Genomic DNA, 14,214 nt, shown 5'->3' on the forward strand with positions numbered 1-14,214 from the left:
AAAAAGGATATTCTATGAAACGGTCAAAAATTGCTTTAGCTATAACATTATCAATTTCAGCACTATTTCTTACAGCGTGTAATGACGATGATGATGACTACACAGGGATAGACACAAATAAAGCTTATGTCTCAGAAAGTAATTACGCGATTGATAAAGTTGATAATGCTTCAACGATCAAAGTAATGACTTATAACATGGCAAATGTTCAAGGAAAAACAGCAACTGCTACAGCAATGGTATTGTTTCCAAAAGCAACACAACCGAAAGATGGTTATCGTGTAGTGGTATGGGAACATGGAACTGTTGGGGTGGGTGATGGTTGTGCGCCAAGCAAAAATGCTATTAATCCGCGATTTAAAATCCTTGCTGAGTCCTTATTAGCAGCAGGTTATGTGATTGTGGCACCAGATTATGAGGGGCTAGGTACACCAGGAGTGCATCCATACTTAAACTTATCTAGTGAAGCAAAATCAGCATTAGCTGCAGTTAAAGCAGTAAAAGAGCATTACGGTGCTCAGTTAAAAGGTGATTGGATGTCGATTGGTCAGTCACAAGGTGGCCATGCATCATTGGGTACTGCTGAGTTTGCTAATACGGATGTAAGTTATAAAGGTGCTGTAGCCGGAGCACCTGCATCAAGTTTGGGAACAATCATTCAAATTTATATTGACCCACAATTTAATCTTGATGCAACTGGAAAACCTAAGCAAGTAAATAAATTGGATGAGAACTTATTACAAGTTCGTTATGCGCTAGCTAATAAATTGATTACAGAAGCTGAAGGTCAGGCGATGATTGACCAAATTGCTGATGGTTATGCTGAATTGTTAGCATATGCAGCCTTAGCAAGTGCGGGCATTAAAGCACAACAACCAAACTATGATTTGAAGGCAATTTTTACATCGGGAGCAGCTGACATTGCGGAATTGGCTTATGGTCGTACAGGGGATGATGGTGCTTGTTTAAGTTACCCTACACCTGATAGTGCAAATGGTTTACAAGCGAAGTTTAAGGCGGGTATTTTAGCTTACTTGGCAGACCCTACGCATCAAATTGCACAGTATGGTATTGATCTGAATAAATTCAAAGCAGACCAAGTTGTTCAAAACTTTTTGACAGCGACCCAGCCTGCGACAAATGCTACAGCCGAGAAAGTTATTAAAACACCGGTATTTATTATTCAAGGCGAAAAAGATCAAGCGGTGTTGCCTGTGGTAACGCAAAGCTTATTCACGAATATGAAAGTGAATGCTTTGAAGTTTTTCCCACAAGCAGCTTACGATAAGGGCTATAACTTAACAATTGTACCGAATGCAACTCATACACAAGCAATCGTATGTCAAAATGCCAATGCTGTAGATTTCATTCAAGCTAATATGTCAGCGGGTACGGGTATTGTGCTGACTGATGCACAGAAAGATGCCAGCCAAAGTCCACACTGCACAGGTAAATTCTAAGATTTATTTGTTTAATTAGAAATTAGCTTAAAAAAGAGCCACTTTATAGTGGCTCTTTTTGTTATATTGTTACGTATTCTGAAATCGATACTACTTGAGTTTGAAGAACTTATGAGCCAGCAACCTGTTGAAAAAAAATCTGTTCCTTGGTTATTAATGGGGTTAGGTTTACTTATTCCTTTACTAATTATTGGAATACTTTTCTTGGCTGCAAAAAGTGATGCTAAGAATAAAAAACAATATGAACAGCAGCGTTTAGAGATGGCAAAAAGAATAGCAGAGAAAGAAGCTGCAAACTCTGAAACAAAATAGCTTGTTAATGAATATCCTTTTGTAATTGGCGTACAGTAGGAATATTTGTGTAACGCTTTACAAGGTAGCCTGCTTCAGTGAGCATTTGATCACGAATACGGTCTTCTTCTACTTTTTCAAGATGGGTAGGGTCATCTAGCTCAATAATGGCCATGACTTCCATCTTGTTGTTGAGCACGACAAAGTCAGTAACTTTACGATTGAACTGACTACGAATTTTATAGTCATTACTGGTAATTAAAGCGCTAAAAGCCACTTGTGCTAACACATGAGAATTTGGAAAACTTTGTTTTAAGCGTATAAACATTTGAGTTTCAAAGTTTGTAATGACAGGGCGAGCAAAGAATTTTTGTTTTGGAAATAAATAAGGGCGTAAACAAACAAGAAGAAATATACAGGTGCTTACGCAACCTAAAACAATAAAAAATAAGTGACTCGATTCGAACATGTGAAGGCATCATACAAATAAAAACCCACTCATGATGAGTGGGTTTTTAAGAATCTTGGCTCTCCCACCTGGGCTCGAACCAGGGACCTGCGGATTAACAGTCCGTCGCTCTACCGACTGAGCTATGGGAGAATCTGGAAAAGGATTTTAGGCAGGAAAGGGTGCTGGGTCAAGCTTTAATAGCAGAATTAGAGAGAATATCTTGTCGTTTGGTTTAAAAATACTCGAAACATTGATTTTATTCAAAATAATGAAAAATTATTAAATCATTAGAAAAGAAAAAACCCGCAATAAATGCGGGCTTTTAGAATCTTGGCTCTCCCACCTGGGCTCGAACCAGGGACCTGCGGATTAACAGTCCGTCGCTCTACCGACTGAGCTATGGGAGATTAGTAGATGGCTCTCCAACCTGGGCTCGAACCAGGGACCTGCGGATTAACAGTCCGTCGCTCTACCGACTGAGCTATTGGAGAATCTGATGCGCATTTTATGGATGAAATCTAAAAGCGTCAATAAGAATATTAAAGAAAATGAATCGTTTGCTTGATTAATATGCTTTTGTTGTATTAAAAATAAAAAAACCACCCAAAATAGGGTGGTTTTTTATAAAGAAATAAAATTATTTCTCTACGCCAGCTGGTTGACCTGCAAGTTTTGCATTTGCATAGTCCCAGTTCACAAGGCTTTCTAAGAAAGTTGCGATGTATTTAGGACGTAAGTTACGGAAATCGATGTAGTAAGCATGTTCCCATACGTCAATTGTTAAAACAGCAATTTGACCATGTGCAAGTGGAGTGTCTGCATTAGAAGTTTTAGTAATAGATAATTTACCATTTACTTCATCAGCAACTAACCAAGCCCAACCTGAACCAAATTGAGTTGTTGCAGCAGCAGTAAATTCTTCTGCAAACTTTTCGTAGCTACCAAAAGCTTCGTCAATTTTAGCAGCGATTGCGCCAGTAGGCTTACCACCACCATTTGGCTTCATGCTGTTCCAGTAGAAAGTGTGATTCCAAACTTGAGCAGCATTGTTGAAAATACCAGCTTTAGATGCATCACCAGCAGTCGCTTTAATGATTTCTTCTAAAGTTTTACCTTCAAGGTCAGTTCCTTTGATTAAGTTGTTTAAGTTAACAACATAGGTATTGTGGTGTTTATCGTGATGGTATTCTAAAGTTTCTTTACTAATATGTGGCGCTAAATCATCATAGCCATATGGAAGTGCAGGTAAAGTAATGGTTGTCATGTTCCTATTCCTTGCATTTGCTGGGTTATACAATTAAGTGGCTCTATTGTAAATGATTCTGGTCACAATAGGGCATCGTTTTAAAGAACTATACACAATAAAGATCTAATTAATACGCATAACACAGATTGAAAAAAAGACTTAATTAAATCGGATTATTCAATTCAAAATATTCAGCTTCAATTGAAAACTGTTTTGAGATCGCTTGTGCCAAACGCTGAACTCCATAACGCTCAGTAGCATGGTGACCACAGGCGAAATAGTGAACCCCTAATTCTTTTGCTTCATAAAAAGTTCGTTCACTGACTTCACCTGAAATATAAGCATCACAATTTTGCAAAGCAGCTTTAGCAATAAAATCTTGAGCGCCGCCTGTACAGAAGCCTACTTTTTGAATGCTTTGCTTTTCTGCTGGCAAATGAATCACTTTAAAATCAAAACTGTTTTGAAGCTGTGCTTTAAACTCATCTACAGAAACTGCTTGCTCTAAATAACCAATATTACCAATCGGATGTTTCTCGGTTAAATCGAGTGGTTCTAAATTCTTCAAGTTTAGTTTTTCTGCAATCGCTACATTGTTGCCCAAAGTTGGGTGTGCATCTAAAGGTAGATGATAAGCGACTAATGAAATATTATTTTGAATGAGTTTTTTAATGCGGTTGCCTCGCATTCCAGTAATTGGATACGGTTCACCCTTCCAAAAATAACCATGATGTACGAGTAATAAATCTGCATTTTGAGCAATTGCTGCATCAATCGCATCTTCGGAAGCAGTAACCGCACAAACGATACGTTTTACTTCAGTTGAACCTTCAATTTGCAGGCCATTTGGTGCGTAATCTTTAAATTCTGCTACTTTTAAGGTTTGGTCGCACCACTGAATAATTTCATGCAAATTTGCCATGATATTTCCTGAATTGAGTAGTAAATAATTGCTAAAGCTATAGAAACATATTTTGTTGTGTAACTAAAGCTAGACAAATCTTTTTTGACTTTTTTATGTATATCGACATATTTAATTTAAAATGCTTAACTGAAAACTCTTTTTGTTCAATATATTAATTTAATTAAAAACTTCTTTGCGTAGAGGATATGAACGTGCGCCGCACCTTTACATGGTTACCTTGGGTGTTACTTATTATTGTAATTGCCAGTTTTATTGCATGGCAAAAATACCATCAGCCGAAACCAACTGTTGCAGTTGATGGGGTGCAAATGCCTGCTGAGAAAGTTGAACCACTCGTTGATACTTCGCGAGCGGGCGGGGTGGTATCTTATAGTGCTGCGGTAAAAGTTGCAGCGCCGGCAGTTGTTAATATTTTTACGACCCAGAAAGTTAAACAAAATCATCCTTTATTAAGTGATCCGGTATTCCGCGAATTTTTTGGAAATCAGGTTCCTGAACAACAACAGCAAAATGAAAATAGCTTAGGCTCTGGGGTTATTGTGCGAGCTGATGGTTATATTTTGACGAATAATCATGTGATTGCTCAAGCTGATCAGATTGTAGTTGCATTACATGACGGCCGTCGTGCAGAAGCAACGATTGTTGGAACAGACCCTGATACTGATTTAGCCGTAATTAAAATCGATTTAGATAAATTACCTGTATTGCCATTTAAACTGAGTGGTAATGAAGTAGGTGACGTGGTCTTAGCAATTGGTAACCCATTTGGCGTAGGCCAAACGGTAACTCAAGGTATTATTTCTGCGACTGAACGCTCTGATTTAGGCATTAATACCTATGAAGACTTTATTCAAACAGATGCCGCAATTAATCCAGGTAACTCTGGGGGAGCATTAATTGATGTGGCTGGGAATTTAATCGGGGTAAATACTGCTATTTTCTCTCAGTCAGGTGGTTCTTTAGGAATTGGTTTTGCAATTCCCGCTAAAGTTTGCCAACAAGTTTTAAACTCAATTTTGAAAGATGGCCGTGTAGTCCGTGGATGGTTAGGGATTAGTTTAGTACCGCCTACACAAGAAGATGTATTAGCACCTAAACAGCAAATTGGTGTTGTGGTTGCAGATGTCTTGAAAAATGGTCCAGCTGCATCAGCAGGTATTAAGATTGGTGATAAAATTATTCAGGTGAATAATCAACAAATCACTTCAGCATCTCATTTGATTAATTATGTTGCATTACAAGCGCCTAACAGCGAAATTAATGTAATGGTCGAGCGAGATGGGAAGCAACAAAACTTTGTGGTGACAGTAGGGGAAAGAAAAAACCAAAATACTCAATCACAATTTATACCGCTGCCTAAACAGTAAAGATAAAAAAGCCTCGTAATGAGGCTTTTTTCTTGGTGTTAATTAAGTATGAGATAGTGCTTGATGCTGATGTTTGAACTCAGTTAAAGCATCAATGCGGTACTGAATGAGCATTTCACCAATCTCAGCACCTTTAATGTTTTCAGGTAAATCCTGAACTTTAATAGAGCGAACGATTTGCATCGCATCTAACATGTACTGAGCTTGAGGATACGGACGGTCTTCTAAACCTAGTCTTCCTTTAGCATCACATTCACATGCTTGTACAAATGCTTCCACTCTCTCAGGACGACGTAATACATCTAGACGCTGTAATAGACGCCATACAGTTCCTGGTTTTAACGACATAATCTGATGACATTTTAGATGTTCTTTACATACCGATAATGCCAACTGTCGAGTTTGAGTTGGAACTTTTAAACGTTCACATAACTCCGTAACAGGTTTTACTCCACGTTCTTCATGCATGATGTGGCGAGGGAGTTCATTGGCTGGAGTTAATGCTTTACCCAAATCATGTACTAACACAGCAAATCGAACATCAAGTGAATAGTTTGATTTACAAGCTTGCTGTAGCGACATTAAGGTATGTATGCCGCAGTCCACTTCCGGGTGATATTCAGGGCGCTGTGGTACACCAAATAATGCATCAATTTCAGGGAAAAGATGTTTCAACGCCCCACAGTCACGCAATGTTTGAAAATAAACATCTGCATGATCTTCTAAAAGTGCGCGAGAAGTCTCTTTCCACACACGCTCTGGTGTTAAGGCATCAAGCTCACCTGACTCAGCCATGGTTTGCATAAGCTGCATGGTCTCTGGCGCAATCTGAAAACCGTATGAAGAATAGCGAGCCGCAAAGCGTGCAACACGTAAAACACGTAAAGGATCTTCAGCAAAAGCTTCTGAAACATGACGCAAAGTTTTATTTTCTAAATCTGTTTGACCGCCATATGGATCGTATAGTTTGCCATCTTGATCCATTGCTATGGCATTGATAGTCAAATCACGGCGAATTAAATCTTCTTCTAAGCTTACTATGGTATCGGTAAAAAATTGAAAGCCGTGGTAGCCTTTACCAGATTTTCTTTCAGTACGTGCAAGTGCATATTCTTCTTTCGTTTCAGGATGAAGAAACACAGGAAAATCTTTGCCTACAGGTTGAAAACCTTGGGCGAGCATGTGTTCCGGCGTTGCACCGACAACAACATAATCTTTTTCTTGATAGGGATGCCCAAGTAAAAAATCACGGACGGCACCGCCTACTAAATACACTTGCATGAAAAAACCTCTATTCTTCAAGCAATCATGCTACAGAATAGAGGTTTTCTCAAGTCATTAGAGATGCTTTTCGTAAAAAGCAGTTTCTAAATTACTTTTCTTGTTGTTGGATTTCAGCAACAGTTAAAGCAGTCATATTGATAAGACGACGAGTCGTTGCTGTCGGCGTTAAAATATGAACAGGTTTTGCTGCCCCAAGTAAAATTGGACCAATAGTAACGTTGTTACCAGAAGTCGCTTTCAACAAGTTAAACGAAATATTTGCTGCATCTAGGTTTGGCATAATGAGCAAGTTTGCCGAACCTTTGAAACGTGAGCCAGGGAATGCAAATTGACGAATGTTTTCGTCTAATGCTGCATCACCATGCATTTCACCTTCAACTTCAAGCTCAGGAGCTTGCTCAGATAAAATACGATAAACTTCACGCATTTTTTGAGCACTAGAGTCAGTCTGGTCACTACCAAAACTTGAATGAGAAAGTAGAGCTACACGCGGAGTAATACCAAAACGACGTACTTCTTCAGCTGCTAAAATAGTCATTTCAGCAAGTTGTTCAGCAGTCGGGTTTGTATTTACGTACGTATCAGCAATAAACAAGTTACGATCTTCAAGCATTAATGCATTTAGCGTGAAGAAGTTGTTCATACCTTCTTTTAGACCGATGACATTGCGTACAAAGTCAAGGTGAATGTTATAGCTACTGTAAGTACCACATAACATACCGTCTGCTTTACCGAATTTAACCAGTAGAGATGCAATTAATGTTGAACGGCGACGAGCTTCACGTTGAGCATATTCAACAGTAATGCCTTTGCGTTGCATTGTTTGATAGTAGTCTTTCCAAAACTCTTCATACATTGGGTTTTGTTCTTGATCTACAATTTCAATGTTTACGCCATGTTGTAAACGTAGGCCTAATTTTTTGATATTAGCTTCAATAACAGCAGTACGACCTACTAAAATTGGTTTAGCTAAATCTTCATCAACTGCGATTTGCACTGCACGTAATACGCGCTCATCTTCACCTTCAGCATATGCGATGCGTTTAGGATCAGTTTTTGCTTGAGCAAAAATCGGTTTCATCAAGAATGCAGAGTTATAAACAAACTCAGATAATTTTTGACGGTATGCAGAGAAATCTTCGATTGGACGAGTTGCAACACCTGAATCCATTGCAGCTTTAGCAACAGCAGGAGCAATTTCTAAAATTAAGCGTTGGTCAAGTGGGCGTGGAATTAAATAGTCACGGCCAAATGAAGCAGATTTTTCGCCATAAGTCGCTGCATCTGCTTCTACGTGTGCCATACGTGCAATTGCATGTACACATGCAATTTTCATGTCTTCATTAATTGTTGTTGCACCAACGTCAAGCGCACCACGGAAAATGTAAGGGAAACATAATGCGTTGTTTACTTGGTTTGGATAGTCAGAACGACCAGTTGCCATGATTACATCAGGACGTACTTCATGTGCATGTTCAGGTAAAATTTCTGGATCTGGGTTTGCCAAAGCAAAAATAATAGGGTTCTCAGCCATCTGTTTCACCATTTCTTTGGTGAGAATACCAGCAGCAGAAAGACCCAAGAACATATCAGCACCAGTCATTACTTCATGTAACTGAGTTGCTTTAATGTCTTGAACATAACGTTTTTTTGATTCATCCAAGCCTTCACGTGAAGTAGTGAGTAGACCGCGAGAATCGGCAACAATGATATTTTCTTTATTTACGCCTAAAGCACAAAGTAAATCTAAACAAGAAAGGGCAGCAGCGCCTGCGCCTGAAGCTACAATTTTGATTTCATCAATTTTCTTATTTACAAGTTGCAATGCATTAAGCAAAGCTGAACCTACAATGATACTTGTACCGTGTTGATCGTCATGGAATACAGGAATTTTCATGCGTTCGCGAAGTTTCTTTTCGATATAGAAACATTCTGGCGCTTTAATATCTTCGAGGTTGATACCACCGAAAGTTGGCTCAAGAGAGGCAACAATATCTACAATTTTATCTGGATCGTTTTCTGCAATTTCGATGTCAAATACGTCAACACCAGCAAACTTTTTGAAGAGTACGCCTTTACCTTCCATTACAGGTTTAGACGCTAATGGTCCAATATTACCTAAACCAAGAACAGCTGTACCGTTACTGACTACGGCAACCAAGTTTCCGCGAGCTGTATATTTAGCAGCAGCAGATGGATCACGTTCAATCTCTAAACATGGCGCAGCAACTCCTGGTGAGTAGGCTAGAGCCAAATCTCGTTGGTTGACAAGTTGCTTACTTGGGGTGACGCTGATTTTCCCTGGGTTTGGATATTCATGGTAATTTAAAGCGGCCTGTTTTAAAGATTGATCGTCCATCTGAGTCTCTATTTGATACAAAAAAGCAAACTAGTCAAATTGCTCATTTAGGGAGAGGCAACTCGCTTCTTTAACTATGCTTTAATTTTTACCAATTAAGAGAATAGTAGACGAATTGCCAATAGCCCCGTGGTGAGCTAAATGCTAAAGAATATAACACTACTTCTTTATTTCTCACAGTCAAAAACGCTCATTTTTGGAAAAAGCAGCATAGGTAAAATAGATGATTGGAACAATTAAGAAATATGCGGATTTGTTTGTAGATAAGGAATAATCTGCTCGGCAGGAATAGGGCGACTAAAGAAATAGCCTTGTAAAAAATCACATTGCTGTTTTTGTAGATAGGTGACTTGTTCTTTTGTTTCTACACCTTCAGCAACCAGTTTAAGTCCCATACTTTTACCCATCGCGATCATTGCATTTACTATTGCTTCTTGTTTGTGATCACCAATTTTAGAAATAAAAGCACGATCAATTTTTAATACGTCAATTGGGTACTCTGTCAGATAGGCTAAAGATGAATAACCCGTACCAAAGTCATCTAAGGCAATGGAGATATCTCGTTGTTTTATCGCATGTAATAGCGTTTTTACATTGGCAGTATTGTCTAGAAGGGCTGACTCTGTAATTTCAAGTTCGAGATCTGAACCTTGAATATTATATTTTTGCAAAACCTCATCTAAGTCGTTGAGTAATAAGCCTCGATGTATTTGTTGAGCGACAATATTTACAGAGACTTGAATATTGATATAACCAGCATTTTTCCACTCTTGGAGTTGCTTTCCAACTTTATCTAAAACAACTTTCCCAATATCTGAGATCAGGCTACTACGCTCAGCAAAAGGTATAAACATATTTGGCAGGATTAATCCTTTTTCAGGATGCTGCCAACGAATGAGTGCTTCAAAACCGATAATAGATTGATCGTGTAGATTAATTTTGGGCTGGTAATAAATGACAAATTCATCATTTTGAATGGCTTTACGTAGCTCTTGCTCTAAATCGGCAGTTTTATATGAGTGATTTGTTTTATTGCAGTAATAGCAAATTGTATTACCACCTAAACGTTTTGCCTCGGAAAGAGCTTGCTCTGCATGATTGTTGAGATGATCAATTTGTCTGCCATGTTCAGGAAAACATGCAACACCGATAGATGCGGTAATAAAATATTCGTGATTATCAATGTAAAAAGGTGCATTGAGTGCTTGTAAAATATTTTGGCAATATTGCTCAACATTTGGATGAATTGGCGAAATCTCATAAATGATTGCGAAATCATCACTATTTAAATAGGCGACTAAAATCGCATTGATATTGATTAAGCGTAATCTTTGTGCGAACTGTTTAAGTAATTCATCACCACTATCATTATTTAAAAATTCATTGAAAGCTCGGAAGCGGTCAATATTTACCCGTATTAATGCTAAATTTTTAATGTTATATGAAGGGTTTACAAGATATTGATGTAATTGATTGTAGTAGTAAAGACGATTAGGCAGGTGGGTGAGGCTATCGTAGTTTTTTAAGTAAGATAGATGTTGCTCTTGGCGCTTTTGCTCAGTGAGGTCACGTGCAAATCCAATATAATTGGTAATTTGATTGAATTCATCTTTGACCACATTGATATGCAACCATAAATATACGCTTTTACCAGAACTAAACTTTTCGTCAAACTGACCCATATATTCTCCTGTCTCCAAGAGCTGTTGGGTTATTGATGTATGAAACTGTTGTTGTAATTCTTTTTGATTAATTGTAATGCTAAATAGTTCTTTACTCAGAAGCTCTGACTTGGAAAATCCGGTTAATTTTTCATAGTAGGGATTTACATCAATATAGTTTAGGTGCTCATCTAAAATAAATATTCCTTCCGCAGCTTGCTCGAGCACAATTGCAGATAGTCTTAGATGTTCTTGATCCTTTTTCTCTTGATGTATATCGCGGGTCATTCCCACCATACGAAGCGCTTTTTGTGTTTTTGGATCTCTGGTGATGACACGGCCTACATCATGAATCCATCTCCAAGAACCATCTCGACGTAAAATTCGAAAGGTGATATTAAAATGATCTGTAACGCCTTCCAAATGTTGTTTTAAACGTTCGTCAAAAAGTTTTTTATCGCTTGGGTGTATACGATCTAATATAGTATTGAGATGAATAACGGCGGTTTGAGTTTGTTTTTGTTGATCGAAAAATGTAATTTCCAATCTTTGACTTTCAATATCCCAATCCCAAGGTCGAATACCCGCAGTTTCATGTGCAAAAGCTAAATTATAGTGATGGCTTTCGAGTTGCTCATTCATTTTGGTGAGGTCATAGGTACGTTCACGTACTTTTTGCTCAAGTAAATGATTATTAAATTGAAGCTGGGCTTCAATATCTTTGGACTTATTCACTTCTTGTTGGAGTTGTACACATAATTCTTCAGCCCATTGGGTATGCTGGTCTGAAATTTGAACAAGCTGTTTATTTTTTAATAATAATTGAGAGATCTTTTGGTAATTGCGTTGAGTTGCATATGCACAAAGCACAGTTGCGACAAAGGTGAGGTTATAGGCGAAATAAAAAGGTAGCTGAGTAATTGGATTATGTGTGAATTGAGCAATTAGTAGAGGGAAGGTGCTAGGAATAAATAAGAGATAAAAATATCGGGGTTGTTGGGTTAAAAAAGTAAGGCCAATGATATGAGCCGAAGTAATAAATAAAGCAATTAAAATATGAGCATCTGGTAGTGCAATTAATTCAGGAGGTAGATAAAAATGAATAATTGTGACATTTATTCCAATTAAAATTCCTGAGAATAAACAAATACTTTGTAAGACACGATCAGCTTTTTTTGTAAAATCAATCGTACGATAGTGAGTCAAAATATTTGGAATAAATAATAAGCTGACAAGAGCAACGACGGTAAGACCAATAGACCAGCTAAATATTGTTATTGTAGATGAAAAATAGTAAGAAAAAATACCATATGAAATGAGGCACAGTAATATCAGGCTAATTAAATACCAGCGGATATATTGAGTTGAAAGTTTCAGCTGTTCAATTTTTGTTTGATGCTGTAGATATTCTTCCTGAAGCCCAGACATAAGATTTTTCTATCCTATTTTTTTTACATATATACAGAAAGAATCTGATTTATCAGTGAAAAAGAATTTGAAATTTTATTCATACAATAAAAGTAAGTTAACTTTAAATAATGATTTAATCAATGTGCAGAGAACTTAGGTGGATAAAAATCGATAATTTAAAATAGACAAGGCAACAACAGGGGCAGTTTCTGTACGCAAAACTCGGTCACCAATGCACCAGTTCATAAATCCAGCTTGATTGGCTTGGGTAATTTCATTTTCACTTAGTCCACCTTCTGGGCCAATCAATAAGGCAAGTTCAGGTTGTATTCCCGCCAATACATCTTTTTGTTCTTTTTCTGGTGCTAAAACAAATTTAGATTGAGGAAGCTCAGAAGAACTTAACCATTCATGAAGAGAAATAGGCGCTAATACTTCTGGAACCAAATTGAGGCCACATTGTTCACATGCTGCAATTGCAACAGCTTGCCAGTGATCTAATTTTTTTTGATCTCGATCGTATTTTAAGCGCATTTCACAACGCTCACTAGTTAGCAATTGAATCTGGCTTACACCTAATTCAGTGGCTTTCTGAATGGCATAATCCATTCGATCGCCTTTACTCATGACTTGACCTAAAACAGCTTTAAAAGGGGCATCACGGTTTGCAGGGTTAAAATTCTCAATTGTGACAAACGCATTTTTTTTATTAATTTCTGTCAAAGTCGCGAGATATTCCCCACCTTGTCCATTAAATAGAGTCGCTTGTTCTTGTAGTTGTGCACGTAAAACACGCACCCAATGATGGAATACTGATTCTGTCAGTTGAATTGTTGAGCCAACTGTAAGTTCAGTTTCGATAAAAAAACGGTTCATTGGGTACGCCTTACAAAATTAATTTAACCCAAGATCAACAACAAGTTGACGAGTTGGTTCGATTTGATTCATTGAATAGAAGTGTAAGCTTGGCGCACCACCTGCAATAAGGCGTTCACACAACTTAACAACAACTTCATGACCGAAAGCTTTAATACTTTCACTGTCATCACCATAGGCTTGTAATTGCTTACGGATCCAGCGAGGAATTTCAGCACCCGTACCGTCTGCAAAGCGAATTAAGTTACTTGCGTTGGTAATTGGCATGATTCCTGGAGCCACCGGAATGTTAATTCCAGCTTGCTCTAAACGCTCTATAAAATAAAAGTAGGAATCTGGATTAAAGAAGAATTGAGTAATTCCTGCATTAGCACCAGCTTGTACTTTTTCAATAAAACGTTGAATATCTGAATCAAGGTTTTCAGCTTGAGGATGCATTTCTGGATAAGCTGCAACTTCAATATGAAAATGGTCACCTGAGTGCTCACGAATAAAACGTACTAAATCCTGTGCGTAAGGAAGTTCCCCAAGTCCAACCTGACCAGAAGGTAAATCACCGCGTAAAGCAACAATACGGTTAATGCCTTGAGCTTTATATAAATCCAGTAACTCAGCAATACGAGCTTTATCATCACCAATACAAGAAAGGTGAGGTGCAACTGGTGTACCTTTACCATTGAAATCATCAATAGCAGCCAGAGTGCGTTCGCGAGTAGAACCACCAGCCCCATAAGTAATTGAGAAAAACTCAGGGTTCAGAAGTTGTAATTCTTGGTGAACAATACGAAGTTTTTCAGCACCAGCATCAGTTTTTGGCGGGAAAAACTCAAAAGAAATAGGTGTACGTTTAGTCATGTCAAATCCTTGTAAACAGCGAAACATTT

11 protein-coding genes and 3 tRNA genes are annotated in these 14,214 nt (G+C 38.0%); 3 read left to right on the forward strand and 11 right to left on the reverse strand.

Features of this window, described 5'->3' with window-relative positions; genetic code table 11:
- The first annotated feature begins 14 nt into the window (after window positions 1-14).
- Both AC52J8_RS05785 and AC52J8_RS05790 read left to right on the forward strand, forming a co-directional pair.
- Window positions 15-1,460: a lipase family protein gene (locus AC52J8_RS05785; RefSeq protein WP_086399857.1), complete on the forward strand. Its 1,446-nt coding sequence runs from the start codon at window positions 15-17 to the stop codon at window positions 1,458-1,460.
- Between the two features lie 111 nt (window positions 1,461-1,571).
- Complete coding sequence (locus tag AC52J8_RS05790) at window positions 1,572-1,772, forward strand: hypothetical protein (protein ID WP_039759004.1); 201 nt, start codon at window positions 1,572-1,574, stop codon at window positions 1,770-1,772.
- A gap of 4 nt (window positions 1,773-1,776) precedes the next feature.
- Here the strand turns inward: AC52J8_RS05790 and AC52J8_RS05795 are convergent, their stop codons facing one another.
- The 6 genes from AC52J8_RS05795 to AC52J8_RS05820 form a co-directional block, all read right to left on the reverse strand.
- Window positions 1,777-2,220 (reverse strand): DUF2726 domain-containing protein, encoded by a 444-nt coding sequence (locus AC52J8_RS05795; RefSeq protein WP_086399858.1) that lies wholly within the window; start codon window positions 2,218-2,220, stop codon window positions 1,777-1,779.
- Window positions 2,221-2,276: 56 nt separating this feature from the next.
- A tRNA-Asn gene (locus AC52J8_RS05800) sits at window positions 2,277-2,352 on the reverse strand.
- 181 nt (window positions 2,353-2,533) lie between these two features.
- A tRNA-Asn gene (locus AC52J8_RS05805) sits at window positions 2,534-2,609 on the reverse strand.
- Window positions 2,610-2,617: 8 nt separating this feature from the next.
- Window positions 2,618-2,693, reverse strand: a tRNA-Asn gene (locus tag AC52J8_RS05810).
- Between the two features lie 146 nt (window positions 2,694-2,839).
- Window positions 2,840-3,466 carry a superoxide dismutase SodB gene (sodB, locus tag AC52J8_RS05815; protein ID WP_000208083.1) on the reverse strand — a complete coding sequence of 209 codons (627 nt, stop codon included), beginning with the start codon at window positions 3,464-3,466 and terminating at the stop codon, window positions 2,840-2,842.
- Window positions 3,467-3,611: 145 nt separating this feature from the next.
- Window positions 3,612-4,370 (reverse strand): Nif3-like dinuclear metal center hexameric protein, encoded by a 759-nt coding sequence (locus AC52J8_RS05820; protein ID WP_086399247.1) that lies wholly within the window; start codon window positions 4,368-4,370, stop codon window positions 3,612-3,614.
- 194 nt (window positions 4,371-4,564) lie between these two features.
- Here AC52J8_RS05820 and AC52J8_RS05825 point away from each other — a divergent pair, with 194 nt between their 5' ends.
- Complete coding sequence (locus tag AC52J8_RS05825) at window positions 4,565-5,740, forward strand: S1C family serine protease (protein ID WP_005068179.1); 1,176 nt, start codon at window positions 4,565-4,567, stop codon at window positions 5,738-5,740.
- 42 nt (window positions 5,741-5,782) lie between these two features.
- Here the strand turns inward: AC52J8_RS05825 and AC52J8_RS05830 are convergent, their stop codons facing one another.
- From AC52J8_RS05830 to metF, 5 genes are all read right to left on the reverse strand, one after another.
- Complete coding sequence (locus tag AC52J8_RS05830; RefSeq protein ID WP_086399246.1) at window positions 5,783-7,021, reverse strand: multifunctional CCA addition/repair protein; 1,239 nt, start codon at window positions 7,019-7,021, stop codon at window positions 5,783-5,785.
- Window positions 7,022-7,112: 91 nt separating this feature from the next.
- Window positions 7,113-9,383 (reverse strand): NADP-dependent malic enzyme, encoded by a 2,271-nt coding sequence (locus AC52J8_RS05835; RefSeq protein WP_086399245.1) that lies wholly within the window; start codon window positions 9,381-9,383, stop codon window positions 7,113-7,115.
- Between the two features lie 236 nt (window positions 9,384-9,619).
- Window positions 9,620-12,472 carry a putative bifunctional diguanylate cyclase/phosphodiesterase gene (locus AC52J8_RS05840; RefSeq protein ID WP_086399244.1) on the reverse strand — a complete coding sequence of 951 codons (2,853 nt, stop codon included), beginning with the start codon at window positions 12,470-12,472 and terminating at the stop codon, window positions 9,620-9,622.
- A 135-nt stretch (window positions 12,473-12,607) separates the two neighbouring features.
- On the reverse strand, window positions 12,608-13,330 hold the full coding sequence (locus AC52J8_RS05845) for a 16S rRNA (uracil(1498)-N(3))-methyltransferase (RefSeq protein WP_002118152.1): 723 nt from the start codon (window positions 13,328-13,330) through the stop codon (window positions 12,608-12,610).
- An 18-nt stretch (window positions 13,331-13,348) separates the two neighbouring features.
- On the reverse strand, window positions 13,349-14,185 hold the full coding sequence (metF, locus tag AC52J8_RS05850) for a methylenetetrahydrofolate reductase [NAD(P)H] (protein WP_032004580.1): 837 nt from the start codon (window positions 14,183-14,185) through the stop codon (window positions 13,349-13,351).
- Between the last annotated feature and the right edge of the window lie 29 nt (window positions 14,186-14,214).

This window comes from Acinetobacter sp. S-1, from assembly GCF_059579785.1.